Origin of the sequence: Rhizomicrobium sp. (genome assembly GCA_037200985.1) — a bacterium.
Lineage (GTDB): Bacteria > Pseudomonadota > Alphaproteobacteria > Micropepsales > Micropepsaceae > Rhizomicrobium.
Genome location: JBBCGJ010000001.1, coordinates 3,474,573 through 3,500,036, shown reverse-complemented (window position 1 = coordinate 3,500,036; position 25,464 = coordinate 3,474,573). Strand labels below are relative to the sequence as shown.

Here is a 25,464-nt window from a genome sequence, read left to right as displayed (position 1 = left end):
TTCCCGCGCGCTTGGAATGCGGCGAGCCAGCCAGTACAAGGGCGCTCACGCGATTGGCGAAAGGCCTCTTTCCTTCGATGGCAAACGTCTTCCTCTCCCCGCTGCTGTGGCTCGTGAACACGGTCGCGGACCTCTACATCATGATCATCATCATCGCGGTGGTCGCGAGCTGGCTGGTCGCGTTCGGCATTCTCAACATCCGCAATCCGGTGGCGCGCCAGATCATGCAGATCCTGGACGCCTTGACCGAGCCGGTGTTCCGCCAGGTGCGCCGGATCATCCCGCCGATCCGCGGCCTCGACCTGTCGCCCATCATCGTGTGGATCTGCGTCGAGCTGCTGCGCATCTTCCTCAACAACCTCATCCTCTATCTGATGTACCCGCGCTGACGGCGATGGCGCGCGTGCGGGCCCGGGACGGCGGCATCCTCTTCGCGCTGCGCCTGACGCCGAAAGGCGGCCGCGATGCCGTCGAGGGCTGGAGCGTGGGCGCCGATGGGAGCGAGCATCTGAAAGCCCGCGTCGCTTCGCCGCCGGAGGACGGCAAGGCCAATGCGGCTTTGATTGCGCTGCTGGCAAAGACGCTTGACGTGCGCAAGACCACAATCGAAATCGTCGCGGGGCAAACCTCGCGCCTGAAGACCATCGCCATCGCCGCGCCCGCCGCCGACACCATCCGGCGGCTGGAGACCATCGGAGCTGCCAAGTGACCGCCAAGATCATCGACGGAAAAGCCGCCGCCGCGAAGCTGCGCGAGCGCATCGTGGCCGAGACCGCAGCGCTGAAGAGCGCCCACGGCATCGTGCCGGGCCTCGCCACCGTGCTGGTCGGCAACGATCCGGCGAGCGAGGTCTATGTCCGCAACAAGGGCAGGACGGCCGAGGCCATCGGCTTCAAGTCGCTGCACTTCTCCCTCCCCGCCGACGCGTCGGAGGCCGAGGTTCTGGCGCGCGTCCGGGCGCTCAACGCCGACAAATCCGTACACGGAATTTTGGTCCAGATGCCGCTGCCGTCGCAGGTGCGCGAAGCCGCGGTGCTCGACACGCTCGATCCGGCGAAGGACGTCGACGCGCTGACGCCGACCAATGCGGGCCTGCTGATGAGCGGGCGCGCCGCGCTGGTGTCCTGCACCCCGGCGGGCGTGATGATGCTGCTGAAAGAGTATGTCGGCGATATCGCCGGCAAGGACGCCATCGTGATCGGCCGCTCGCTGTTGTTCGGCAAGCCGGCGGCGCAGCTTCTGCTCGCCGCCAACGCCACCGTCACCATGGCGCATTCGCGCTCGCGCGACCTGCCCGCGCTGGCGCGCCGCGCCGACATCCTGGTCGCCGCCATCGGCAAGCCGGGGCTGGTGAAGGCCGATTGGGTGAAGCCCGGCGCGGCGGTGATCGACGTCGGCATCAACCGGATCGATCTGGGCGGCGGCAAGACGAAGATCGTCGGCGACGTCGATTACGAGCCGGCGGCCGCGGTCGCGTCCTATATAACGCCGGTGCCGGGCGGCGTCGGCGCCATGACCATCGTCTGCCTGATGCGGAACACCTTGATCGCCGCCGCCGTTCAGGCAGGATTGGACATGCCCAACATCTGATGCCGGGGTGAACCGATGCGCAACGCGCTGCTCGCCGTCCTGATCCTGCTGGCGCCCGTTGCGGCGCGCGCCGCCGATCCCAAGGAGACACTCGTGACCCCTGCCCCCATCGTGTTCTTCGATATCGCCGGCCCCGACCAGGACAAGCAGCACGCCTTCTATGCCGGCGTGTTCGGCTGGACCATCGATCCGTCGGGCGCGATCAAGAATGCCGGGCTGGACGGCACGCTGCGCAAGGACCCGGCCGACAAGATCCTCTATCTCGGGGTGCCCGACGTGACGGCGGCGCTGGCGCAGGTGACGGCCGCCGGCGGCACCGTCATCGTACCGCGTTTCGAGGCGAAGGGCGTGGCGGTGATCGGCCTGTTCAAGGACCCGGCCGGCAACGGCATGGGCCTGGTCGAGATGAAGGACGGCAAGCCCGTCATTCCCTAAAGCCGCGCGCGCAATTCTTCGGCGAGTTTGTCCGGGCCGATGGCGGTGTCGTCCCAATAGGTGACGAAGCGTCCGTCCGGGCCCATCAGATAGATCACGTTGGAGTGATCCATGCCGTAGCCGCTGCCGGGCAGGGGCTGCTTCTTGAAATAGACGCGGTAGTCGCCCGCCACTTTCGCGATCGCCCTGGCGTCGCCGGTCAGCCCGACGAACTGCGGCCCGAATGCCTTCAGATAGGTCTTGAGCTGCGCCGGCGTATCGCGCTGCGGATCGACGGTGATGAAGATCGGAACGATCCGGTCCTGCCGGCTACCGAGCTTGGCGAGCGCCTCGCCGATCATCGCCAGGGTCGTCGGGCAGACATCGGGGCAATAGGAATAGCCGAAATAGATCAGCATGTAGCGGCCGCGGAATTCCGCGGAGCGCCGCGTCCTGCCGTCCTGGTCGGTCAGCGCGAAGGGCGCCCCGATCGCCGGCGTTCCGGTTCCGACGACGCGGCCGAGCCCCGGCAGCGTATCGCTCACCCGCCACAGCGCGGCGCCCAGAAGCAGCGCCAGCAGGAGAAGGACCGGGATGAGAATGACCGAAATGCGCCGCATGGAACCGTCTGGGGTGCCGCGATTGAACCGCGCGCCGGGCGTTTGATAATGGCAGGATGCCTCGAGCGAAAGAGGCGAATCGGCGCGCGTGAGCGACACGGACCGGGCAAGGCTTCGGACTTTCACCGCGACGCCGGCCTCGGCGGCGCGCGGACGGGTGCGGCTGCGCACGCTGTCCAATCTGCGCTGGATGGCGGTGGGCGGCCAGTCGGCGGCGCTGTTCATCGTCTATTTCGGCTTCGGCTATTCGCTCCCGCTTCTGCAATGCGCCGGCGCGATCGCGGCCAGCGTGGTCGTCAATATCGTGCTCACGCTGCGCTATCCGGCGAGCCACCGCCTCACCAATCGCGAGGCGACGGGCTATCTCGGCTTCGACGTGCTGCAGCTCGCGGCGCTGCTCTATCTGACCGGCGGGATCATGAATCCCTTCGCGCTGATGTTCCTGGCGCCGGTGGTGATCGCGGCCGCGACGCTCAATCTCGGCAATACGCTGATCCTGGCCGGCATCGCCTTCGCCTCGGTCTGCGTGATCTCGGTGTTGCACAAGCCGCTGCCCTGGGCGGCGGGCGAGGCGCTGGTCCTGCCGACGCTGTACTTGGCGGGCATCTGGGCCTCGCTGGTGATCGGCATCGGATTCACCTCGATCTATTCCTGGCGCATCGCGAGCGAGGGCGCGCGGATGTCGGCGGGCCTGGCGGCGACGCAGCTCGCGCTGTCGCGCGAGCATCGCCTGGCCTCGATCGGCGCGCTGGCGACCGCGGCGGCGCATGAGCTGGGCACGCCGCTCGGCACCATCGCGGTGGTGGCGCGCGAGCTCGAACGCGCCCTGCCGCGCGGCTCGCCGGAGGCCGAGGACGCGGCGCTGCTGCGCGAGCAGGCCGAGCGCTGCCGCGCCATCCTCGCCCGCCTCGCCAATCCGGAAGAGACGCTTCTGGGCGAGACCGCGCGCCTGCCGCTGGGCGCCTTCCTCGAAGACCTCGCCGAGCCCTATCGCGGCGAAGACTTGGAGATCGCCATCGAGATCAGGCCCGATGTCGAAGGTGATGCCATGCCGCAAGTGTGGCGCGCGCCGGAGCTCCTGCACGGCCTCGGCAACATCATCGAGAACGCCGCCGATTTCGCGCAGAGCCGGGTGTGCATCCAGGCGCGCTGGAATGCGAGCCTGCTGCGCATCGCGGTGGAGGATGACGGCCCGGGCTTCGCGCCGGAGATTTTCGAGCGCATTGGCGAGCCCTACATCACCTCGCGCCCCGGCCATTTCGCGCTCGGCGAGACCGAGATCGGCCCGACCGGCACGCTCGACAAGCACGAGGGCATGGGGCTCGGCTTCTTCATCGCCAAGACCTTGCTCGAACAGACCGGCGCGACGGTCGCCGCGGTCAATCCCGATTCCGGCGGCGCGCGCGTCAGCGCGGTGTGGCCGCGCAACGTGATCGACGGCGAAGCCCCTCCCGGACGCGGCGAAGGCTGAGCCCCGACCCGATCGAGGCGCAGGATTAAAACATTAAGCATAACAACGTACTACTTCCGGCGAAGCTTTCGGTTGTCGCAGGGGGGTGCGCGGTATATGACACCGCCAGCCAAGAACCCCTGAAGGCAACATCAAAGGCAAAATATGAGCGGCGACGAAAAGACCCTGCTCCTGGTCGAGGACGACCGCCCTCTGCGCGAGCGGCTGGCCCGCGCCATGGAAGCGCGCGGCTTCACCGTGATGATCGCCGAGGGCGTGGCCGAGGGCAAGGCGCGCGCCAAGGAAGCGCCGCCGGCCTATGCGGTGGTGGATCTCAAGCTCGACGACGGCAACGGGCTCGACGTGGTGGAGACGCTGCATGTCGTGCGGCCCGACAGCCGCGTCGTGGTGCTGACCGGCTTCGGCAATATCGCGACCGCCGTCGCGGCGGTGAAATACGGCGCCATCGACTACCTGCCCAAGCCGGCCGATGCCGACGACATCCTGGCCGCGCTGATGGCGCAGCCCGGCTCCAAGCCCAAGCCGCCGGAGAATCCGATGTCGGCGGATCGCGTGCGCTGGGAACACATCCAGCGGGTCTACGAATTGTGCGGCCACAACGTGTCGGAGACGGCACGCCGCCTCAACATGCACCGCCGCACGCTGCAGCGCATCCTGGCGAAGCGCAGCCCGCGTTAGGCTGAGATAGCCCCTCAAACTACGCCTGTCATGCCCGCGCAGGCGGGCATCCAGCGACCGGGCGAGCAGCCGCGTCTGGATTCCCGCCTGCGCGGGAATGACAATCAGGAAACGAGTCCAGAAGGACGGACTGCCTCAACGTTTCCTCCTCGCCGCCGCGCCCGTACGAAGCGTCTTCGCCGACGCCTCTTCGACCGCCCTGATCAGCTTCTTCGGCGCCACCGCGCGCCAGCGGCGCTCCAGCATCTTGCGCAGCATGGGCTTGTCGATGCGGGCGATGCGCACCAGCACGCTGGGATGGTTCTTGTAGTGGTCGGTGATGAAATAGGTCTTTGGGTCCATTTCGAGCAGGTGGTCGCGCTCGTCGATCGAATCGACGACCCAGACGATGGAATCGTCCTCGCGGCGCAGCCGGGTGAAGAATTTCTTCTCGATCTTGAAGGCGGGCCGGCCGTAGGACGGTTCCTCCCGCGCGCCGGGAAAGGACAGCGCGATCCTCTTCAGATCGGCCTTAGTGACCGGCATCGGGCAGCACCGCAGGCTGGCGCGGGTCTTCCGCGAATTCGAGCAGGGTGGCGAGACGGTCGGCCGCGACCTTGGCGAAGCGCAGCATGACCGCCTTGCGCCGGCTGGCATGCACCGGCGCCGGCGTCGCGTGCCGCACGATGGCGCCGCCATATTTGTCGGCGACGATCAGGCCGGTGCCCGGCGGCACATGCTCGTCGGGGAAATCCGGCGGGATGGCGAAATAGAAGTGCTCGCAGAACTCCAGATAGTCGGGCCATTTGGTGTCGCCGCGCAGGTCGGCGAGGGCCACCTTGATCTCCACGCCGAGCAGGGTCCCGTCGGCGCCCAGCGCGGCGACGTCGAGCCGACGGCCGTTGGCGAGGGTGAATTCCAGGATCGGGCTGAAGCCCAGTTGCAGCAGCAGCCGGCTGACGCCGCGCGCCACCTCCGCCGCATTTGCCGTCGAGACGAGTGCCATATCGGGATGGAACACTTCGGGAACGAAAGAGTCAATCGACCTACAAAAGCCGCTCATAGAACCCGCCGAAGGTTCGCGCCTTGTCGACCAGATGGATCTCCAGGATCCAGTGCCGCTCCTCGCCTTTGGCGTCGGGGTCGCGCATGCGGCTGGCGTTGCCCGCCGCGATCAGCCGTCCGGCGCGGGGCACCGGCGGATGCGGAAAGCGGCCCTGGATCGTGTGGCCGGCGATCTCGCCGCCGAACAGCCAGCCGGCCGCCTCGGCCGTCTTCTGCGCGAAGGCATAGAGCGCCTCGCAGGTGATGTCGGGCGCGGCGTGGTAGTGCGCGGCCACGATGTCGAACAGGCGCGGCAGGTCGGCGACCAGCGCCGTCTTTTGCGGATCGCGTCCCAGCGCATAGGTCCGGCCGAGATCGGCTTCCCAATCCGCGATCACCGGGCCGAGATCGAGATAGACCAGGTCGTCTTCCGCTATCGTGTGCACCGGCGGATCGTCGGAGAAGATGCACACCGTGTTCGGCCCCGCGCGCACGATGCGCTTGTGCCAATGCGCTTTCACGCCGAAGCGGTCGCGGGCGAGGGCGTGGATCTCCGCGCTCAGCTCGTCCTCGCGCTTGCCGGGCACGATCAGGCCTTCGCGCTCGATGGCGTCGAACAGCGCCAGTCCTTTTGCTTCGGCCTCTTCCAGCCTGGCGCGGCGCCCCCTCTCACTTCCAATGCTCATGGCCGCGATACTATCAAGAGGAGGGAGCCGTGAAAGACCGGCGTGGCGCGCAGCGCGCCATGCTTCGCGTCCCAGGCGCCGCTGGCGAGATCGCGCGCCAGGTCGCGCTCGAACCGCGCCACTGCCTCGGAGGCGACGAAGCTCCAGGCCGAGCAGGCCCGTCGCGCCTTCGGATCGAGCAGCATTTCGGGCCGCCCGTAATAGGCTTCGTTGAAGCCGTCGCTGCAGTCGAGCGGGATGGGGATGTTCATCGCTTCAATGCGGCCGCCGAGCGGCGCGAAGGCCGCGACCGGCGGATAGCGGCGCGCCTCGGTCGCGATCACCTCCGGCGCATAGTCGTTCAGCCAGAAACAATCGAGCCGTTCGGGATCGCCGGTCATGACCGCCACCGGCCCGCGCGTCACGCGCCGCACCTCCTTCAGGCCCGCGGCGAGGTCCGGCCATTGATGCACCGAGAAGGTCGTCATCGCGGCATCGAACGCACCGTCCGCGAAGGGCAGCTTCTCGGCGACCGCATCGATGGCGCGCGGCAGGTGCGCCGGCCGCTGCGCCCGCATCTGGGCTGAGGGTTCCACGGCAGTCACGATCCGGTCGGACGGTTCATAGGAGCCGGCGCCCGCGCCGACATTCAGCACGGTCTTCGCATCGCCCAGCGCCGCATGGAGGAATGCCGCGATGCGCGGCTCGGGCCGGCGGAAATCCGCATAGCCGGGGCCGATGGCGCCGTAATCCGCATCGCCCGCGCTGCCGTCGTCGAACCGCCTGTCCATGGCGCGACCCTAAAACAAAAGGGCGGCTCTTTCGAACCGCCCTTTCGCGCATGGCTGGAATGTGCCGGCTTACTCCGCCGCGAGCAGCTCGCCGCCCTTGGAGCGGTCGGCGAAGTTGATGGTCTGGAGGTATCTGATGCCCTCCTCGGCGATGTCGTCGCCGACCATGCGGTCGCCTTCCTTCTTCAGCTCGTCCATGTCGACATACATGCCGTAGAACGCCTTGGTGCGCTCGGTGATGATGCCGGCGTTGAGCAGCGTCTTGATCAGCACGCGGAAGATGTTGGCCGACTGCTTCATGCCTTCGCGGCGGTCGTCGTCGGTGAAGGCCTCCATGATCGCGGCGCGCGCGTCCTGCCAGTCGATGCCGACGCTGTCATAGACCGTCTGCATCTGCTCGGCGTTGATGAGGTTGAACAGCAGCGTCTGGAAGCACTGCGCCGCCCAGTCCTCGACCAGCGCCTGCTCGTCCTTCGAAAGCTTGGGGATCGTCCGGTCGGCCCAGATCTTGCCGAATTTGTGGTGGAACGCCTCGTCGGTCATCACAAGTTGACATAGCTTGACCAACAAAGGGTCCTGCGCGTTCTGATAGAGCGTCGCGAAGGCGCCCATGGCGAGGCCTTCGACCAGCATCTGCATGCCGACGATCTTCTTATAGACCTCCGGCGCGCCGACCATTTCGGTCAGCAGCGACTGCAGCGTCGGGCCGCAGGGCAGCGGCGTGCCCCAGCGCGACTTGATATAGGCGGCGAAGGCGGTGACGTGGCGGGCTTCCTCGCGCGTCTGGTTGGCGGCGTATTCTTGGGCGCCCGGATCGCGCAGGATGTGGCAAAGCGAGGCCGAGAGCGCGAGTGCGCCCTGCTCGCCATGCAGGATGGCGGAAAGCTGCCAGCGCGTCGCCTCGTTGGCGAATTTGATCTTCTGTTCGCGCGTCATCGTATCGCCGATGCGGGTGTGGAAGATCGGGAAGAAATTCTCCGGCATGATCATCTTCTCGGTCGCGTCATAGGGCGCGCCGAAGTCGATGTATTTCTTGTCGAGCGGATCCCAGAAATGGTCGTGGGTCGCGCTGATGATCTTGTCGAAGGCGGTCGAGCGCACATTGTAGCGCGCGGGGTTCAGCATCGCGGGGAAATCGTCGGGCGCCACCGCGTCATAGGCGTTGTCTTTGGTGATCTGGACCATGGCGATCTCCGAATGGCTCGACGGGCGGAATGAATGACGATCCCGTCAATATAGCGGGCATCCCCTAAAAGTCAATGAAAATGACGCCAGCGTCACACTTGCCAGCGGACGCCGCCCGCCTATCTTGGACGTGGCATGCTCCATCTCGCCGCCGCCCGGTTCTTCGGCTCCCGCTCCTGCGCCGTCGCGGCGCCGGGAATAGAAGCGGCGTTGCGCCAGGCCACGATCCCGCCCGACCGGGTCGCCGAGCATTGCCACGGCGAGGACGCCCATTTCGTGCTGGCGCTCGATCCGGGCTATGTCACCGCGGCCCGTGACGCTCCCGTCGTCTCCGCCGAGCCCGTCCTGATCTTCAATCCGCTCCAGACCGTCCACCGCGACCGCTATGTTGGGCCGGGCTGCCATTTCCTCGCCGTGTCCATCGCCCGCGCGCGGCTGTCGGAATGGTCCGCCGACCTCGACTTGCCGCGCGAGCCGGTCCTGGCGCATGGCGGCATGGTGGCGGCGCGGCGGATGCTGGGTCATTGCATCGCCGGCGCCGACCGCTTCGCCGTCGAATGCGAGACCCTGGCGCTCCTGCAATTCGCCGCGCCGGGCAGGCGGGACCGGCATCTGCCCTGGATGCCGCGGGCCCTCGCTTTCCTGCGCGACGCGAAAATGCCGACGGTGAACACGCTCGCTGCCGCCGCCGGCGTTCATCCCGTCCATCTGGGACGCGGCTTTCGACAGGCCTTCGGCTGCACGCCCTCGTCCTATCTCCAGCGGCTGCGGCTGGAGCGCGCCGCCGCCCGGCTGCGCCGGACCGATCTGTCGCTGGCCGGCATCGCCGATGCGAGCGGCTTCAGCGACCAGAGCCATATGACGCGCGCCTTCCGCGCCGCCTATCGCACCACGCCCGCCCGCTATCGCGCGGCGTTCCGCCAGGTTCGATCCGTTCAAGATGCGTGCGGTGGCGCGGGCTAGGCTCCGCGCTGCTTCATCGATGAGGGCGTCGTGCCGAAATTCCTCTCCGTCCTGACCCTGCTCGCTTTCGTGTCGCCGGCGGCGGCCGCCTGGCAAACGGCCACGCCGGCCGAGGCCGGTCTCGACCCCGGCAGGCTCGCGGCGATGAGCGCGGCGATCCTGCGCGGCGACTTCCAGAAGACCACCAGCGTCGTCCTCGTCCGCCACGGCCGCATCGCCTATGAGCGCTATTTCGACGACGGCGGCGCCGAGGCCCGCCGCAACACGCGCTCCGCGACCAAGACGGTCACCGCCCTTTTGGTCGGCGCCGCGATCGACGCCAAGGCGATTCCGGGCGTCGACACGCCGGTGATGCGTTATCTCGGCGCGCGGGGGCCGTTCGAAAATCCCGATCCGCGCAAGGACGCGATCACGATCGAGGACTTCCTCACCATGAGTTCGCTCCTGGAATGCGACGATTCCAATTCCTATTCGCGCGGCAACGAAGAGCGCATGTATCTGATCGAGGATTGGGTCAAGTTCGCGCTCGACCTGCCGATCAAGGGCTTCGCGGCCTGGGCCACGCCGCCGGCCAAAGCCAAATATGGCCGCGCCTGGAGCTATTGCACCGCGGGCGCGACGGCGCTCGGCGCGGTGGTCGAGCAGGCGACGAACCGCAAGCTGGCCGACTTCGCCAAGGCGGTCCTGTTCGACCCGCTCGGGATCGACGCGCCGGAATGGCAATATTCGCCGCTCGGCCTGGCGCAGGGCGGCGGCGGGCTCGGCCTGCGCAGCCGCGATCTCGCGCGCCTCGGCCAGTTGATCCTGGACAAAGGGACATCGCAGGGCCGCCGCGTCCTCTCCGCGTCCTGGATCGCGGCGATGACGACGCCGCATGCCGAGACCGACAGCGGCGCCGGCTACGGCTATCTGATCTGGCTGCAGGACTACACGGCCGGCGGCAGGACTTGGCACGCCGCCGTGATGAACGGCTCCGGCGGCAACAAGGTCCTGGCCTTTCCCGAACTCGACCTCGTCGCCGTGATCACGACGACGAACTTCAACGGCCCCGGCGGGCACGCGCTGTCGGACAAGCTGGTGAGCGACCACATCCTGGCCGCCGTGTCGCGCTGAGCCCGGCCGCTCAGGCCTTCTCGCTGAGCGAGCCCTTGGTCGAGGCGACGCCGCCTTCGAGCCGCTCGTCGGGCTCGATCGCCTGGCGCAGCGCCCGCGCCGTGGCCTTGAAGCAGGTCTCCACGATGTGGTGGCTGTTCTCGCCATAGAGGTTTTCGATGTGCAGGCAGATGCCGGCGTTCTGCGCGAAGGCCTGGAACCATTCCTTGAACAGCTCGGTGTCCATCTCGCCCAGCTTGGGCTTGGGGATGTCCACCCGCCAGATCAGATAGGGCCGGTTCGACACGTCGATGGCGACGCGCGTCAGCGTCTCGTCCATCGGGATGGTGGCGGCGCCGAAGCGCGTGATGCCGGCGAAATCGCCCAGCGCCTTCTTCACCGCCTGGCCGATGACGATGCCGGTGTCTTCCGTCGTGTGGTGAAAGTCGACATGCAAATCGCCCTGGGCGCGCACCTTCAGGTCGATCATCGAATGACGCCCGAAGCTGTCCAGCATGTGGTCGAGGAAGCCGATGCCGGTATCGATATCGGTCTCGCCCGAGCCGTCGAGGTCGAGCCAGACGGTGATCTCCGTCTCGCGAGTCTTCCGTTCCACCGTGGCGGTACGCATGGCGCCGTCTTCCCGATTCTGTGACGGTTTCTTATCCCAATCGCCGCGGTCTGTCGAAACGCCGGCTCAAGCCGCGCGAGGCAACCGAAAGATCCCGGTCGACGGATGCACGCCTGCCGCGCCCATCAGCGCGAGCGATCCCGTCGCTGCGTTGGCCTCGAAGGCGAGCCGGCTGTTGACGTTGGCGATGGGCGGCTGGAACCAGGCGAACCCGCCGTCGCAAGGCGCCGATCCGCGCGCCGCCGCGGCGCGGCCCAGGCTGTCGATCGGCCGCGCCCGCCAGCCGGCACCGCCGCGCTCGATCGGTGTCTCGAAATGGTTGGCGACGCACACCGCCGCACCGTCCAGCTTGCGCAGGGCGAACGCGGTTTCGGTGCGCTCGACGATGCAGCCTTCGCCGTCCCGCACGCCCGACAGAAGGAAGATCGCCGGCACGGCAAGCCGCGTCTCGCACAGCATCGCCCTTGCCGCGGCATAGTCGGCGGCGCTTTCCAGCACCAGGCGCAGCAGATGGGCCGGCGGCATGCCGGTCTCGCCCCTCACCCGGACACGGTTCTTCACCCAGTCGCCGGCATAGCCCGCGCCGCCCTTGCGCATCGGCGCCTGGTTGATCGCCGCCGCGAAGCGGCCCGGCGCCAATCCTTGAAAGCTTCCGCTCAGGCCCGGCCAGGTGATGTTGTAGAAATCGCCGGCGCGTCCGGATTGATGCGCCACCACCATGCTCGTCCCCAGATCGGGAAACGGCCAGTCGAGCACCCGGCGCATCGCCGGGCCGTCATCGCTCCGCCACACGCCGCCGGTGCAGGCCCATTCGAAGCACAGATTGAGGAAATAGACGCCGCGGATCTGGAGCAGTGCCGCCAGCGCGTCGATCTCCGAGAGGAACGGATTGTCGGCCCGCCGCAGCCAGTTGCGCGAGGCGCGGTCGCCGAGCGGCAGCGCCAGCGCGCCCGCGGCGCGCGAGGCGACGCCGAAGGTGCCGGTTGCGGCGCGCGCCAGGGCGCGTGCCTTGTCGGGATAGAGCTTCAGCAGGTCGAGCGACGTGCCGCCGCGAATATCCGCGTAAGGAATGCTCGGCAATTCGCCCATGCTCACCGGTCCGGATTGTCCTGCCAGCCGCCATACATCGGATTGGGCAGCAGGAAGAGATGGTCGCCGATGCCGTCGCCGGCGTCGCCCTGGTTCATCGCGCGCAGCAGCTTGCCGCGCCGGTCGAGGATGGCAAGGTCGGTGACCTGGTCGCCCAGCCACATCACCGCCACCGGCCGGCCATGCGCCTTGGTCGTCAGCGCGGTTTCGGCGCCGCGCCAGCGCTCGGTCTTGTCGGAATGATCGCCCGTCATGCCGATCTCATAGTCGAAAGTGATTCCGGCTTTTTTGAGGGTCGCCCTGGTCAGGTCGTCGTCCTCGACCGCGCGGTTGGTGACGATGCCCACCAGTCCGCCCAGCCGGTGCACCGCCTCCGTGAAGGCCGCGGCGCCCGGCACATCGGCCGCCATCTCGGCCTTCACCCATCTCCGCCATTGCCCGTCCTTGAATTCGCCGCCGCAGATCTGGCGCTCGCGCTCGAACAGCGAATTGTCGATCACGGTCTCGTCGGCATCCATCAGCACCAGCCAGGTGTGCGGCTTGTGGCTCTTGGCCAGGCGCTGCGCGGCGGCGAGCGCCTCGTCGTAGACGTTCACGCTCAGCCGGCAATATTCCAGCGAATTGCGCTGCCAGTGCACGCCGGCCGGCGTCTTCGCGGTCGGGGCGGCGCATTGCCAGGGATCGGCGTCGCCCACGGCGACGGGCGGGATGGCCCAAACCCTTGTCATGCGGGCCTGGCAGTCATAGGTGAGGGGTGCGGCAAGAGCCGGTTGCGCCAGCCAAAGCAGGGCGCCTAGGCTTGCCGGAATAGCCAAATTCCTCATTTGCGCGAACCCCTTGGGTACGTCGCGCAGCATAGGTGACGCGTTCATGACAACCAAAGAGAAATGGCGGTCCACCACGATCCTGGCGGTGCGCAAGGGCGGCCGCGTGGTGGTCGCCGGCGACGGCCAGGTGACGGCGGGCGCCACGGTGATGAAATCGAATGCGCGCAAGGTGCGCCGCATCGGCAAGGGGGGCGACGTGCTGGTCGGCTTTGCCGGCGCCACGGCGGACGCCTTCGCGCTGTCGGAGCGGCTGGAGGCCAAGATCGAGCAGCATCCCGGCAATCTGGCGCGCGCCTGCGTCGAACTCGCGAAGGACTGGCGCACCGACCGCTATCTGCGCCGGCTGGAGGCGATGATGGCGGTGGCCGATGCCAGGACCTCGCTGATCCTGTCGGGCACCGGCGACGTGGTCGAGCCGGAGGACGGCCTGATCGGCATCGGCTCGGGCGGGCCGTTCGCGCTCGCCGCCGCCCGCGCGCTGATCGGCCTCGACCTCTCGGCGGAGGAGATCGCGCGCCGCGCCATGAAGATCGCCGCCGACATCTGCATCTACACCAACGAAAACATCGTCATCGAAAGTCTCGAGAGCACATGAGTTCTTCCTTCACGCCGCGCGAAATCGTTTCCGAGCTCGACCGCTACATCGTCGGCCAGCACGACGCGAAGCGCGCCGTCGCCATTGCCTTACGCAACCGCTGGCGCCGCCAGCAGCTCGGTGCCGAACTGCGCGAAGAGGTGCTGCCCAAGAACATCCTGATGATCGGCCCGACCGGCGTCGGCAAGACGGAGATTTCCCGCCGCCTGGCGAAGCTGGCGCAGGCGCCGTTCCTCAAAGTCGAGGCGACCAAGTTCACCGAGGTCGGCTATGTCGGCCGCGACGTCGACCAGATCGTGCGCGATCTTCTCGAAGTCGGCATCGCGCAGGTGCGCAGCGCGCGCCGCCGCGAGGTCGAGGCCCAGGCCGAGGCCCGCGCCGAAGAGCGGCTGCTCGACGCCCTGGTCGGTTCGTCCTCGGGCAATACGCGGGAGAGCTTCCGCAAATCGCTGCGCGCCGGCGAGCTCGACGACAAGGAGGTCGAACTGGAGATGAAGGACACCGGCGGCGCCCCGATGTTCGAGATCCCCGGCATGCCGAATGCGCAGATTTCCATGCTCAACCTCTCCGACATGTTCGGCAAGGCGTTCGGCCAGAAGGGCAAGAAGCGCCGCATGACCGTGACGGAGGCGCATGAGCCCCTGGTTGCGGAAGAGGCCGACAAGCTGCTGGACGAGGACCGCATCGTGCGCGACGCGATCGAGACGGTGGAGAATCACGGCATCGTCTTCCTGGACGAGATCGACAAGATCTGCGCCCGCAGCGAGATGCGCGGCGGCGGCGACGTCTCCCGCGAAGGCGTGCAGCGCGATCTCCTGCCCCTGATCGAAGGCACCACGGTCGCGACCAAATACGGCCAGGTGAAGACCGACCACATCCTCTTCATCGCGAGCGGCGCGTTCCATATCGCCAAGCCCTCGGACCTGCTCCCCGAACTGCAGGGCCGGCTGCCGATCCGCGTCGAGCTGAAGGCGCTGACGCGCGAGGATTTCCGCCGCATCCTGACCGAGCCGGAGGCCAGCCTGATCAAGCAATATGTAGCGCTCCTGAAGACCGAAGAGGTCAGCCTCGATTTCACCGAGGGCGGCATCGCCGCCATCGCCGATCTCGCGGCGCAGGTGAATGCCAGCCTGGAGAATATCGGCGCGCGCCGGCTCCAGACGATCATGGAGCGCGTGCTGGACGAGGTGAGCTATTCGGCATCCGAGCGCAACGGCGAGACGGTCACGGTCGACGGCGCCTATGTCCACAGCCGGGTCGACGACCTGGCGAAGGACCAGGATTTGTCGCGGTATATTCTCTAAACCGCACCGATCACCCCATCGGCGGCATTTTCTCGAAGGCCGGCAGGTTGCGGTCGATATGGGCCCAGGGTTGGGCCGAGCTCACATAGAGCGCGCCGCCGATCGTGATCCAGCTCGGATCGTCCATCGACCCGGCCTTGACGACGGTCAGCGGCGCCGCGTGCGGTATGCTGTAAAGCGGCGAGCCGCACTCGGCGCAGAAATACCGCGTCACCTCGCCGCCATTGTCGCCCGTCACCGTGTAGCCCTTGGGCGTCCCATGGGTTACGGCGAAGGCCGGCCGAGGCAGAAGGACAGCGACCGTGGCCGCGCCGCCGGTCGATTTCTGGCAATCGCGGCAATGGCATTCCATCACGGCGATCGGCTCGCTCCTGGCTTCGTAACGGACGGCGCCGCAGAGGCATCCGCCTTGAAAAGATGCGACCATGCGATTCCCCCTGAAACGCCGCTTTTGGCGAGGGTAATGCGCGATGCGCTGACGCGCCAGTTGACCCGGGGGGCGTTTGTTGCAAAAAACAGTCTCTAACACATAAAGGTTTTGACATATGGCGCGGTCGAACTACCTCTTCACCAGCGAAAGCGTGTCCGAGGGGCACCCCGACAAGGTCTGCGACCGCATTTCCGACGAAGTGGTCGACCTGTTCTTCCGCGAAGGCCCCAAGAGCGGCCTGTCCGAATGGGACATCCGCGCCGCGTGCGAAACCATGGCGACCACCAACCGCGTCGTGATCGCGGGCGAGACCCGCGGTCCCAAGCACATCATGGTCGACGATGTGGTCGAAGTCGCCCGCCAGGCGATCAAGGACATCGGCTATGAGCAGGCCGGGTTCCATTGGCGCAATGCCAATATCGAGGTGCTGCTGCACGCCCAGTCGCCGCATATCGCCCAGGGCGTCGACGCCTCCGGCAACAAGGACGAAGGCGCGGGCGACCAGGGCATCATGTTCGGCTATGCCTGCCGCGAGACCCCGGCGCTGATGCCGGCGCCGCTGTTCTACAGCCACAAGATCCTCGAATTGCTGGCGCATGCGCGCAAATCGGGCGCGGAAAAGACCCTCGGTCCCGACGCCAAGAGCCAGGTCACGCTGCGCTACGAGAACGGCAAGCCGGTCGAGGTGACGCAGATCGTGCTCTCGACCCAGCACATGCATGAGGAGCAGACCTCGGCCGACATCCGCGAGATCGTCGAGCCCTATATCCGCAAGGCCTTGCCGGCCGCCTGGATCGGCGACAAGACGGTGTGGCACGTCAATCCGACCGGCGCCTTCGTGGTCGGTGGACCGGACGGCGATTGCGGCCTCACCGGGCGCAAGATCATCGTCGACACTTACGGCGGCGCGGCCCCGCATGGCGGCGGCGCGTTCTCCGGCAAGGACCCGACCAAGGTCGACCGCTCGGCCGCCTATGCGGCGCGCTATCTGGCCAAGAACGTCGTCGCCTCGGGCGTCGCCGACCGCTGCACGATCCAGATCGCCTATGCCATCGGCGTCGCCGATCCCTTGTCGGTCTATGTCGACACCCACGGCACCGGCAAGGTCGACGAGGCCAAGCTCGAGAAGATCCTGCCCGAGCTGATGAGCCTCAAGCCGCGCGGCATCCGCCAGCATCTCGGCCTCAACAAGCCGATCTATGCGCGCACCTCGGCCTATGGCCATTTCGGCCGCGAGCCCGATGCCGAGGGCGGCTTCTCCTGGGAGAAGACCGACCTCGCCGACGCGATCAAGAACGCGGTGTGACCGCGGCGCCGGAGCGCCGGCGCCGGATGCTTTACGGCCGGCGCAAGGGTCCGGCGCTGTCGGCACATCAGGAGCGGTTGCGCGAAACGCTGCTGCCCCGGTTCCTGCTGCATCTGGAGCCGGGCGCCGATCCGCGATCCTATTTCTCACCTCCCCCTTCGGGGGAAGTCGACGCGCGCAGCGCGTCGGGTGGTGGCGAGCCGTCCTGCGCTGCCCCACCCGAAAAATCGCTGCGCGATTTTTCGACCTTCCCGTTCCGGGGAGGTGGGGTCGAGGACGTCTGGCTCGAAACCGGCTATGGCGCCGGCGAGCATCTGCTGTGGCAGGCGCAGCACCATCCCGGGATCGGGATGATCGGCGCCGAGCCTTATATTTCCGGCACGGCGAAACTTCTCTCGAAGCTCGAAGCCGCGCCGCTCCCCAACATCCGGCTCTATGAAGACGACGCCCGCGATATCGTCGATGCGCTGCCCGATGCCGGCATCGGCCGCTTCTTCCTCCTCTTTCCCGATCCTTGGCCGAAGACGCGGCACCACAAGCGCCGTTTCCTTCAGATGGAGATGCTCGATCGTCTCGCGCGTGTTCTGAAGCCCGGCGCCGAATTGCGCTTCGCCAGCGACGACGCCGGCTATCTCGCCTATGCGCTGGAGCGGCTGATGGCGCACCCCGCCTTCGCCTGGACCGCGACGGGACCGTCCGACTGGAAAACACGGCCGCCCGATTGGCCGCCGACCCGCTACGAAGCCAAGGAATTGCACGGCCCGCCGGTGTTTCTGCGCTTCGTCCGGCGCTAGGGGACGTCGGCCGGCCTTGAATTGTGCTTTCCAAACCTGTCATTCCCGCGCAAGCGGGGAATCCAGGGCAAGCGGCGCGGCGCCTCGTCCTCTGGATGCCCGCCTTCGCGGGCATGACAGCAAGCCCCGATTTCAAGGTCAGCCATTTTTTGGCCGCAGCCTCTGTGCTAAACGCAGGCCCATGATCGACGAAGACGGCGACATCAAGCAGCCCAGCGGCTTCTGGGACATGGGCGTGGTCGGCATTGCCGCCGTCCTCACCCTGGCGGGCATCGCCACCTGCTTCTTCACCTTCACGGTTCCGTCCGAGAAGCCGGCCGCCGCACAGGCGCAGCCCACCGAAGTGATGATCGGCGTAGGCCAGGGCAGCACGATCCATCCGGCCAAGCCGCAGCCTTAATTGGCCGCGCGGCTTGAAATCGGCCCTTTCGAAGCGTACATAGCCGTCATCCCAGACAACAGAACGTCCTGTTGTGTGGCGGTCGAAAGACCGCCGCGCGGGAAAAGGCTTTGTATTCGCATTCGGAGTTCCTCGCCGCGTGATTTCTGCCATGGCCCATCTGGAGCCGATCCTCGAACCCGCCGTGGAAGCGGCGGGGTTCCGGCTCGTGCGCCTGCGCCTGATGGGCGGCCACACCAAGACGCTGCAGATCATGGCCGAGCGCCCCGACGGCACGATGAATGTCGAGGATTGCGCCATCCTGGCCCGGGCGCTGCAGGATTTCCTGGAGCAGGAAAGCCCGATCGACGGCGATTTCGAGCTGGAAGTCTCCTCGCCGGGCATCGACCGGCCGCTGACCCGGCTGACCGATTTCGCCCGCTGGGCCGGCCATGAGGCGAAGCTGGAACTTCTGAATCCCATCGACGGGCGCAAGCGGTTCCGCGGCCGCCTCCTGGGTCTCGACGGGCAGGACGTCACAATCGAGAGCCAAGGTCAGCGCCTTTCGCTCCCGTTCCGCGGCATCGCGGAGGCGAAACTGGTGCTGACCGACGCCCTCATCGCGGAAGATCTGAAGGCGCGCAAACGCGCGCAGTGACTTTAAAGGAGAGAGAGAAAACCATCATGGCCAGCATTGCCGCAAACCGCACCGAGCTTCTGCAGATCGCGGACGCCGTCGCGCGCGACAAGTCCATCGACAAGCAGGTGGTGATCACCGCGATGGAAGAGGCGATGCAGCGCGCCGCCAAGGCCCATTACGGCAGCGAGAACGACATCAAGGTCGACATCGACCCCAAGACCGGCGAGACCCATGTCTCGCGCTATCTCCACGTCGTGGAGCTGGTCGACAACGACAAGACGGAAATTTCCCTGGCCGATGCGCGGGCCCGCAATCCCGCCGCCCAGGTCGGCGACATCATCGCCGAGACGCTGCCCCCCGTCGATTTCAACCGCATCAACGCGCAGAACGCCAAGCAGGTGATCGTGCAGAAGGTGCGCGACGCCGAGCGCGAGCGCCAGTTCGACGAATACAAGGACCGCATCGGCGAGATCGTCCACGGCATCGTCAAGCGCTCGGAGTTCGGCTCGGTCGTCGTCGATCTCGGCCGCGCCGAGGGCGTGGTCCGCCGCGACGAGATGATCCCGCGCGAGAGCTTCCGCGCCGGCGACCGCATCCGCGCCTATATCTACGACGTGCGCCGCGAAACCCGCGGGCCGCAGATTTTTCTTTCGCGCAGCCATCCGCAATTCATGGTCCGCCTCTTCGCGCAGGAAGTGCCGGAGATCTATGACGGCATCATCGAGATCCGCGCCGTGGCGCGCGATCCCGGCAGCCGCGCCAAGATCGCGGTGATCTCCAAGGATTCGAGCATCGATCCGGTCGGCGCCTGCGTCGGCATGCGCGGCGTGCGCGTCCAGGCCGTGGTGCAAGAGCTCCAGGGCGAGCGCATCGATATCATTCCGTGGAACAATGAAGCCGCGACCTTCATCGTCAACGCGCTGGCGCCGGCGGAAGTCTCCAAGGTGGTGCTCGACGAGGACACCCACCGCACCGAAGTCGTGGTGCCCGACGAGCAACTCTCGCTCGCCATCGGCCGCCGCGGCCAGAATGTGCGCCTGGCGTCGCAGCTCACCGGCTGGCAGCTCGACATCCTGACGGAAGCCGAGGAATCGGAGCGCCGCCAGAAGGAATTCACCGAACGCACCAAGCTCTACATGGACTCGCTCGACGTCGACGAGACCGTGGCGCAGCTTCTGGCGTCGGAAGGCTTCGCGACCATCGAGGACGTGGCCTATGTGCCCCTGAACGAACTCGCGGCCGTGGAAGGCTTCGACGAGGAAACCGCAACCGAGCTGCAGCAGCGTGCGCTCGAATTCATCGAGGCGAAGAACAAGGAAATGGACGACAAGCGCAAGGAGCTCGGGGTGGAAGACGACGTGCTGGAGGTCGACGGCGTGACGCCGGCGATGGCGGTCGCGCTGGGCGAGGCCGGCATCAAGAGCCTGGAGGATCTGGCCGGCTGCGCCACCGACGATCTGCTCGGCTATTACGAGGTCAACAAGGAAAAGGAACGCGTCCGCATCCCCGGCGCCCTGGAAGGCTTCAACCTGACCAATGACGACGCCAACGCCATCGTCATGAAGGCCCGCGTCAAGGCGGGCTGGATCGAGGAAGAGGCGGCGGCGCCCGAAGCGCCGGCCGAAGACGGCGAAGCGACGGAGGACGCCGAGGCTTGAATCAGGCGCTCGCCACCGGGATAAACGACGAGGACGATGCGATGCGGGAACGCCGGTGCATCGTCGGCGGAGAGGTCTTGTCCGAGGACAAGCTGATCCGCTTCGTCGTCTCGCCGGAGGGCGAGGTCACGCCGGACATCGCGGCGGTCCTGCCGGGCCGCGGCATCTGGGTCGGGGCCGCGCGGGCCACCATCGATACCGCCGTGAAACGCAGCCTGTTCGCCAAGGCCGCGAAGGCGCCCGTCAGGGTTGCGCCCGATCTGGCGGCCCGCGTCGAGGCGCTGCTGGTCGCGCGCATCCAGGCCGATCTCGGCATGGCCAGGCGCTCGGGCCAGATTTTCTTAGGCTTCGACACGGTCCAGCGCGCGCTGCAATCCGACGCGCCGCCCGCGCTGATCTTCGAAGCCTCGGACGGCGCCGCCGACGGCAAGCGCAAGCTGTTCGGCGCCGCGCACGCCCGCGGCCTGAAAATCGAGACGATCCAGTGCCTTAGCTCCGCGGAATTGGGCTTGGCCCTGGGCCGCGAGAATGTGATACATGCAGCCCTCAAATCCGGGCGCCTGCAGGAACGGTTGAGCTTCGACGCGGGGAGGCTGAATGGCTTTCGCGCGCCGCGGACCCTTTGAAAGAGACGAATGAGCGATACGAACGACACCACGAAGAAGCCCGGCGGCCGCCAGCCCTTGACGCTGAAGAAGGTCGAGACGTCGACCGTCAAGCAGAGCTTCAGCCATGGCCGCACCAAGGCGGTCGTGGTCGAGAAGAAGCGCACGCTGGGTCCCACCCCGCCGCCCGCCAAGACGACCGTCGCGCCCGTCAGGCCCGCCCAGCCCGCGCCGAGCGCGCCGTCGGCGCCGTCGCCTCCCCCGGCGCCGCGCGGCGTCGTGCTGCGCCAGCTCACGGAAGAGGAAAAGGCCCGCCGCGGCGCGGCCCTGGCCGACGCCCGCGTCCATGAGGAAGAAGCCCGCAAACGGGCCGAGGAAGAGGCACGCACCCGCGCCGCCGAAGACGAAAAGCTGAAGATCGAGCGGATCGCCGCCGAGAAGCGCAAGGCCGAGGAAGACGCCCGCAAGGCCGCCGAGGAACTGGCGCGCAAGCACGCCGCCGAGGAAGTCGCGCGCCGCGAACCCAAATCGGACGCCGCGCCGGGCGTTGCCGGTGCCGCCGCGCCCGCGGGTGCCGCCGCTGCGACGCCGGCCGGCGCCGCGCGCGTGCGCCGTCCGCTGGAAGAGGAAGAAGAAGAGGCGACCACCAAGAAGGGCACCAAGGTCCCCGCGAAGCCCACGCCCGCCAAGAAGATCGGCGAGGACAGCCGCCGCCGCGGCAAGCTGACCGTGACGAAGGCCCTGTCGGGCGACGACGAGCGCATGCGCTCGGTCGCGTCCTATCGCCGCCATCTGCAGCGCGTGAAGGGCGTGCAATCGGCGCCCGCCGGTCCGGCCGGTCCGCGCGAGGTCGTGATCCCGGAGACCATCACGGTCGCCGAACTCGCCAACCGCATGGCGCGCCGCTCGGTCGACATCATCAAGGTCCTGATGAAGAACGGCCATATGGCGACGGCCAATGACGTGATCGACGCCGACACCGCCGAACTGGTCGCCGCCGAATACGGCCACACGGTCAAGCGCGTCGCCGAATCCGACGTGCTCGAGGGCCTGAAGGGCGGCGAGGACGATGCCGGCCATCTGGTGTCGCGTCCGCCCGTCGTCACCGTCATGGGCCATGTCGACCACGGCAAGACCTCGCTGCTCGACGCGCTGCGCAAGACCAATGTCGTGTCGGGCGAAGCCGGCGGCATCACCCAGCACATCGGCGCCTATCAGGTGCAGACCAAGGACGGCCACAAGATCACCTTCCTCGACACGCCTGGCCATGCCGCGTTCACCGCGATGCGCGGCCGCGGCGCCAAGGTCACCGATCTCGTCATCCTGGTGGTGGCGGCCGATGACGGCGTCATGCCCCAGACGGTGGAGGCCATCGCGCACGCCAAGGCGGCGCATGTTCCGATCATCGTGGCGGTCAACAAGATCGACAAGGGCTCGGCCGATCCCATGCGGGTGAAGACCGAACTGCTGCAGCACGAGATCCAGGTCGAAGAGCTCGGCGGCGAGACGCTCGCCATCGACGTCTCGGCGACCAAGGGCACCAATCTCGACAAGCTGGAAGAAGCGATCCTGCTCCAGGCCGAAATCCTCGATCTCAAAGCCAATCCCGACCGCACCGCCGAAGGCGCGGTGATCGAGGCCAAGCTCGACCGCGGCCGCGGCCCGGTCGCGACCGTGCTCGTCCAGCGCGGCACGCTGCATGTCGGCGACATCGTGGTGGCCGGCTCCGAATGGGGCCGCGTGCGCCTGCTGCAGAACGACCGCGGCGAGACCATCCCCAGCGCCGGGCCGGCCATGCCGGTCGAGGTCCTGGGCCTTTCGGGCGCGCCGGAGGCCGGCGACGAGATGGTCGTGGTCGAGAACGAGGCCCGCGCCCGCGAGGTCACCGAATACCGCGAGCGCAAGCGCCGCGAGGCGCGCCAGGCCGCGTCTTCGCGCCAGACCCTCGACCAGCTGCTCAAGACCCGCGACAGCGGCGAGAAGCGGCTTCTGCCGCTGGTCATCAAGTCGGACGTGCAGGGCTCGTCCGAGGCGATCCAGGGCGCGCTCGCCAAGATCGGCACCGACGAAGTGGCGGTGCAGGTCCTGCAGGGCGGCGTCGGCGGCATCACCGAGAGCGACATCATCCTGGCGCACGCATCGGGCGCGGCGGTGATCGGCTTCAATGTCCGCGCCGACAAGCTCGCGCGCGAGCGGGCCAAGCGCGACGGCGTCGAAATCCGCTACTACAACATCATCTACAACGTCGTGGACGACATCAAAGCCGTGCTCTCGGGCATGCTGGCGCCGGAGATCCGCGAGAAGTTCCTCGGCAATGCCGAGATCCTGGAGGTGTTCGAGATCTCCAAGGTCGGCAAGGTCGCGGGCTGCCGCGTCACCGACGGCATCGTGCGCCGCGGCGCCAAGGTGCGGCTGATCCGCGACAACGTCGTGATCCACGAGGGCGAGCTCTCGACCCTCAAGCGCTTCAAGGACGAGGTGCGCGAGGTCCAGACCGGCCAGGAATGCGGCATGGCGTTCGCCAACTACCAGGACATGAAGAAGGGCGACGTCATCGAATGCTTCGAGGTCGAGACCATCCAGCGCGCGCTGTAAGGCGCGGTTGAGATGGTCCGGCCGCGGGGGCGCCGGTTCGAGCTATGGTCGAGATTCAAAAAGGTCCCGCCGATCCCGTCCGCGCCGCGCGATTCCAGGTGCTGGCGCGCGAGTTCGACGCCGCCACGCGGGCACAGGATATCCCGCGCGCCCTCGGCTGGGCCAAGCGCGCGATGGAGGAAGGCTTCGCCCATCCGGCCTTCTTCAACCTGATCGCCTATCTCGACATCCGCCAAGGCCGGGTCGCGGAGGCGATCGCGCTGTTGCGCAACGGCCTCGTCATGGCGCCCAACGACGCCAACCTGCTGAACCAGCTCGGCGTCGCGCACAATCATCTCGGCCAGTATCGGGACGCCATCCGCGCTTTCGACAAGGCGCTCGCCGCGGTGCCGGGCTTCGCCCCGCCGCTTTACAACCGCGGCCTCGCCCATGAAGGCCTGGGCGATGCCGGCCGCGCCCGCGCGGATTATCTGCGCGCGGTCGAATCGCAGCCCGGCTACGCCGAAGCGCTTTCGCGCCTGGCCTATACCGACGCCCTGCGCGGGCAATACGAAGCGGCGCTGGCCTTCGCCGAGCGCGCGCTCGGGTCCTATGCCCGCGATCAGCTCGGCGCGATCGCGGCGGCGATGGCCGAGATCGCGCTGGACCGTCCCGACTCCGCCATCGCCCGGCTGACCGCCCTGCTGAACGATCCGGCGCTGGGCCCGGCCAATCGCGTCATCGCGCTCGGCCTTCTCGGCGATGCGTTCGACGCCAAGGGCGCGGCGGACGCCGCCTTCGATGCCTATGCGAGGTCGAACGAGGCGCAGCGCCGGGACAATGAATCGCATTTCCGGGCCGGCGAGGCGCTGCAAAGCGCCCAGATGCTGCGGCGCTATTTCGAAACGGCGCCGGGCGATGCCTGGTCCGCCGACCGCGACGCGCCGCGCGATCCGCGCGCCGCCGGCCATGTCTTTCTCGTGGGCTTTCCGCGTTCGGGCACCACGCTGCTCGAACAGACCCTCGCCGGCCATCCCGACGTCGTCACCAGCGAGGAGCGCGATCTTCTGGCCGACGCCGCGCAGGCCTTCGCGCGCAGCCCGGCCGATCTCGACACGCTTTCGACCCTCGCGCCCGACGCGGCGCTCCGCTACCGCGATCTTTATTGGGCGCGGACCGCGGAGGCGGGCCTCGATGCGGCCGGCAAGGTCTTCGTCGACAAGCTGCCGCTGAACGCGCTGCTCCTGCCGCTGGTGGCGAAGATTTTCCCCGACGCCAGGATCCTGTTCGCCCTGCGCGATCCGCGCGACGTGATCCTGTCCAGCTTCCGCCGCCGTTTCGCGATGTCGGACCAGATGTATCAGCTCCTCACGCTCGAAGGTGCGGCGGTCTACTACGATGCCGTGATGGGCGCCTGCGCGGCCTATCGCGAGAAGCTCGGCCTCGACTGGCGCGACGTTCGGCACGAGGATTTCGTCGCCGATTTCGAAGGCCAGGCGCGGGCGCTCTGCGGCCATCTCGGGCTCTCCTGGAATCGCGACATGATCGTGGTGGCCGAACGCCTGCGGGCGCGCGCCGTCGACACGCCGTCCAGCCGCCAGATCGCGGCGGGCGTGAGCGCGGCGGGCGTCGGTGCCTGGCGGCGCTATGGCGGGCAGCTCGCGCCCGTCCTGCCGGTGCTGGCGCCCTGGGTCGCGCGCTTCGGCTATCCGGAGTAGAAGGCGTCCATGTCCCGCCGTCATGCCGCGCCCGGCCGCGATTCCGGCCCCACCCAGCGCCAGCTCCGCGTCGGCGAGATGCTGCGCCATGCCCTGGCCGACGTCCTGCGCCGCGACGAGATCCGCGATCCCGACCTCGCCGGCGTCTCGGTGACGATCACCCAGGTCAAGCCCTCGCCCGACATGCGCCACGCGACGGTGTTCTGCGAGCCGCTCGGCGGCAAGAACGCCAAGGCGGTGGTCGCGGCGCTCAACAAGCACAAGGGCCTCCTGCGCGGCGAAATGGGACGGCTGATCGCCCTGAAATTCACCCCCGAGCTGCGCTTCATGGAAGACGAATCCTTCGCCGAGGCGCAGAAGATCGAGACCCTCCTCAAATCCTCCCGCGTGCGGCAGGACCTCAAGGACGACGAATAGTCCTG

At 67.6% G+C, this 25,464-nt stretch carries 29 protein-coding genes; 19 read left to right on the top strand and 10 right to left on the bottom strand.

Annotated features, from left to right (window positions below):
* Window positions 1-77: 77 nt before the first annotated feature.
* The 4 genes from WDN01_17150 to WDN01_17135 are packed head-to-tail and all read left to right on the top strand — an operon-like array spanning window position 78 to window position 2,025.
* Window positions 78-389 carry a YggT family protein gene (locus WDN01_17150; protein MEJ0027755.1) on the top strand — a complete coding sequence of 104 codons (312 nt, stop codon included), beginning with the start codon at window positions 78-80 and terminating at the stop codon, window positions 387-389.
* A 14-nt stretch (window positions 390-403) separates the two neighbouring features.
* Window positions 404-709: a DUF167 family protein gene (locus WDN01_17145; protein ID MEJ0027754.1), complete on the top strand. Its 306-nt coding sequence runs from the start codon at window positions 404-406 to the stop codon at window positions 707-709.
* Window positions 706-1,590, top strand: coding sequence for a bifunctional methylenetetrahydrofolate dehydrogenase/methenyltetrahydrofolate cyclohydrolase FolD (folD, locus tag WDN01_17140; protein MEJ0027753.1), 885 nt, complete (start codon window positions 706-708; stop codon window positions 1,588-1,590). The genes WDN01_17145 and folD overlap by 4 nt, the downstream gene beginning before the upstream one ends.
* 15 nt (window positions 1,591-1,605) lie before the next feature.
* Window positions 1,606-2,025 (top strand): VOC family protein, encoded by a 420-nt coding sequence (locus tag WDN01_17135; protein ID MEJ0027752.1) that lies wholly within the window; start codon window positions 1,606-1,608, stop codon window positions 2,023-2,025.
* Here the strand turns inward: WDN01_17135 and WDN01_17130 are convergent.
* The gene (locus WDN01_17130) at window positions 2,022-2,624 is read right to left on the bottom strand and encodes an SCO family protein (protein ID MEJ0027751.1); all 603 of its coding nucleotides are present in this window, start codon (window positions 2,622-2,624) and stop codon (window positions 2,022-2,024) included. The two genes, WDN01_17135 and WDN01_17130, sit on opposite strands and share 4 nt — an antisense overlap.
* An 88-nt stretch (window positions 2,625-2,712) precedes the next feature.
* Here WDN01_17130 and WDN01_17125 point away from each other — a divergent pair, with 88 nt between their 5' ends.
* Both WDN01_17125 and WDN01_17120 read left to right on the top strand, forming a co-directional pair.
* Window positions 2,713-4,095 (top strand): ActS/PrrB/RegB family redox-sensitive histidine kinase, encoded by a 1,383-nt coding sequence (locus tag WDN01_17125; GenBank protein ID MEJ0027750.1) that lies wholly within the window; start codon window positions 2,713-2,715, stop codon window positions 4,093-4,095.
* A gap of 144 nt (window positions 4,096-4,239) precedes the next feature.
* Window positions 4,240-4,773 (top strand): ActR/PrrA/RegA family redox response regulator transcription factor, encoded by a 534-nt coding sequence (locus WDN01_17120; protein ID MEJ0027749.1) that lies wholly within the window; start codon window positions 4,240-4,242, stop codon window positions 4,771-4,773.
* Window positions 4,774-4,908: 135 nt separating this feature from the next.
* Here WDN01_17120 and WDN01_17115 read toward each other — a convergent pair whose 3' ends face one another.
* The 5 genes from WDN01_17115 to WDN01_17095 form a co-directional block, all read right to left on the bottom strand.
* A complete protein-coding gene (locus tag WDN01_17115; protein ID MEJ0027748.1) occupies window positions 4,909-5,298 on the bottom strand; it encodes an MmcQ/YjbR family DNA-binding protein in 390 nt (129 codons plus the stop codon).
* Window positions 5,285-5,758, bottom strand: a complete 474-nt coding sequence (locus tag WDN01_17110; protein ID MEJ0027747.1) for an MmcB family DNA repair protein — start codon at window positions 5,756-5,758, stop codon at window positions 5,285-5,287. The genes WDN01_17115 and WDN01_17110 overlap by 14 nt, the downstream gene beginning before the upstream one ends.
* A gap of 40 nt (window positions 5,759-5,798) precedes the next feature.
* On the bottom strand, window positions 5,799-6,482 hold the full coding sequence (locus WDN01_17105) for a M24 family metallopeptidase (protein MEJ0027746.1): 684 nt from the start codon (window positions 6,480-6,482) through the stop codon (window positions 5,799-5,801).
* A complete protein-coding gene (locus WDN01_17100) occupies window positions 6,479-7,252 on the bottom strand; it encodes a class I SAM-dependent methyltransferase (protein ID MEJ0027745.1) in 774 nt (257 codons plus the stop codon). The genes WDN01_17105 and WDN01_17100 overlap by 4 nt, the downstream gene beginning before the upstream one ends.
* A 69-nt stretch (window positions 7,253-7,321) precedes the next feature.
* Window positions 7,322-8,437, bottom strand: a complete 1,116-nt coding sequence (locus WDN01_17095) for a ferritin-like domain-containing protein (protein ID MEJ0027744.1) — start codon at window positions 8,435-8,437, stop codon at window positions 7,322-7,324.
* Between the two features lie 135 nt (window positions 8,438-8,572).
* Here WDN01_17095 and WDN01_17090 point away from each other — a divergent pair, with 135 nt between their 5' ends.
* Together WDN01_17090 and WDN01_17085 are read left to right on the top strand one after the other, a co-directional pair.
* Window positions 8,573-9,400: a helix-turn-helix transcriptional regulator gene (locus WDN01_17090; protein ID MEJ0027743.1), complete on the top strand. Its 828-nt coding sequence runs from the start codon at window positions 8,573-8,575 to the stop codon at window positions 9,398-9,400.
* A 30-nt stretch (window positions 9,401-9,430) separates the two neighbouring features.
* On the top strand, window positions 9,431-10,513 hold the full coding sequence (locus tag WDN01_17085; GenBank protein ID MEJ0027742.1) for a serine hydrolase: 1,083 nt from the start codon (window positions 9,431-9,433) through the stop codon (window positions 10,511-10,513).
* Between the two features lie 10 nt (window positions 10,514-10,523).
* On the opposite strand, the gene hisB is transcribed toward WDN01_17085, so the two are convergent.
* The 3 genes from hisB to WDN01_17070 form a co-directional block, all read right to left on the bottom strand.
* A complete protein-coding gene (hisB, locus tag WDN01_17080) occupies window positions 10,524-11,123 on the bottom strand; it encodes an imidazoleglycerol-phosphate dehydratase HisB (GenBank protein ID MEJ0027741.1) in 600 nt (199 codons plus the stop codon).
* Between the two features lie 66 nt (window positions 11,124-11,189).
* Complete coding sequence (locus tag WDN01_17075; GenBank protein ID MEJ0027740.1) at window positions 11,190-12,212, bottom strand: hypothetical protein; 1,023 nt, start codon at window positions 12,210-12,212, stop codon at window positions 11,190-11,192.
* Window positions 12,213-12,214: 2 nt separating this feature from the next.
* Window positions 12,215-12,940 carry an HAD family acid phosphatase gene (locus WDN01_17070; GenBank protein ID MEJ0027739.1) on the bottom strand — a complete coding sequence of 242 codons (726 nt, stop codon included), beginning with the start codon at window positions 12,938-12,940 and terminating at the stop codon, window positions 12,215-12,217.
* A 142-nt stretch (window positions 12,941-13,082) separates the two neighbouring features.
* On the opposite strand from WDN01_17070, the gene hslV reads away from it, so the two are divergent.
* Together hslV and hslU are read left to right on the top strand one after the other, a co-directional pair.
* Complete coding sequence (gene hslV, locus WDN01_17065; protein ID MEJ0027738.1) at window positions 13,083-13,634, top strand: ATP-dependent protease subunit HslV; 552 nt, start codon at window positions 13,083-13,085, stop codon at window positions 13,632-13,634.
* Window positions 13,631-14,938 carry an ATP-dependent protease ATPase subunit HslU gene (gene hslU, locus WDN01_17060; protein MEJ0027737.1) on the top strand — a complete coding sequence of 436 codons (1,308 nt, stop codon included), beginning with the start codon at window positions 13,631-13,633 and terminating at the stop codon, window positions 14,936-14,938. Before hslV ends, hslU begins: the two co-directional genes overlap by 4 nt.
* 10 nt (window positions 14,939-14,948) lie before the next feature.
* Here the strand turns inward: hslU and WDN01_17055 are convergent, their stop codons facing one another.
* Window positions 14,949-15,365 (bottom strand): GFA family protein, encoded by a 417-nt coding sequence (locus tag WDN01_17055; protein ID MEJ0027736.1) that lies wholly within the window; start codon window positions 15,363-15,365, stop codon window positions 14,949-14,951.
* A 118-nt stretch (window positions 15,366-15,483) separates the two neighbouring features.
* Between WDN01_17055 and metK the strand changes: the two genes are divergently transcribed.
* The 9 genes from metK (at window position 15,484) to rbfA (ending at window position 25,459) form a co-directional block, all read left to right on the top strand.
* On the top strand, window positions 15,484-16,674 hold the full coding sequence (gene metK, locus WDN01_17050; GenBank protein MEJ0027735.1) for a methionine adenosyltransferase: 1,191 nt from the start codon (window positions 15,484-15,486) through the stop codon (window positions 16,672-16,674).
* Window positions 16,671-17,468, top strand: a complete 798-nt coding sequence (locus WDN01_17045; GenBank protein ID MEJ0027734.1) for a tRNA (guanine(46)-N(7))-methyltransferase TrmB — start codon at window positions 16,671-16,673, stop codon at window positions 17,466-17,468. The genes metK and WDN01_17045 overlap by 4 nt, the downstream gene beginning before the upstream one ends.
* 181 nt (window positions 17,469-17,649) lie before the next feature.
* Window positions 17,650-17,868: a hypothetical protein gene (locus tag WDN01_17040; protein MEJ0027733.1), complete on the top strand. Its 219-nt coding sequence runs from the start codon at window positions 17,650-17,652 to the stop codon at window positions 17,866-17,868.
* 151 nt (window positions 17,869-18,019) lie between these two features.
* Window positions 18,020-18,505 carry a ribosome maturation factor RimP gene (gene rimP / locus WDN01_17035; protein MEJ0027732.1) on the top strand — a complete coding sequence of 162 codons (486 nt, stop codon included), beginning with the start codon at window positions 18,020-18,022 and terminating at the stop codon, window positions 18,503-18,505.
* Window positions 18,506-18,531: 26 nt separating this feature from the next.
* Complete coding sequence (gene nusA / locus WDN01_17030; GenBank protein MEJ0027731.1) at window positions 18,532-20,145, top strand: transcription termination factor NusA; 1,614 nt, start codon at window positions 18,532-18,534, stop codon at window positions 20,143-20,145.
* Window positions 20,142-20,771: an RNA-binding protein gene (locus tag WDN01_17025; GenBank protein MEJ0027730.1), complete on the top strand. Its 630-nt coding sequence runs from the start codon at window positions 20,142-20,144 to the stop codon at window positions 20,769-20,771. The genes nusA and WDN01_17025 overlap by 4 nt, the downstream gene beginning before the upstream one ends.
* 9 nt (window positions 20,772-20,780) lie before the next feature.
* Window positions 20,781-23,345: a translation initiation factor IF-2 gene (infB, locus tag WDN01_17020; protein ID MEJ0027729.1), complete on the top strand. Its 2,565-nt coding sequence runs from the start codon at window positions 20,781-20,783 to the stop codon at window positions 23,343-23,345.
* A gap of 44 nt (window positions 23,346-23,389) precedes the next feature.
* Window positions 23,390-25,042 carry a sulfotransferase gene (locus tag WDN01_17015; GenBank protein MEJ0027728.1) on the top strand — a complete coding sequence of 551 codons (1,653 nt, stop codon included), beginning with the start codon at window positions 23,390-23,392 and terminating at the stop codon, window positions 25,040-25,042.
* A gap of 9 nt (window positions 25,043-25,051) precedes the next feature.
* Complete coding sequence (rbfA, locus tag WDN01_17010) at window positions 25,052-25,459, top strand: 30S ribosome-binding factor RbfA (GenBank protein ID MEJ0027727.1); 408 nt, start codon at window positions 25,052-25,054, stop codon at window positions 25,457-25,459.
* The last annotated feature ends 5 nt before the right edge of the window (window positions 25,460-25,464 follow it).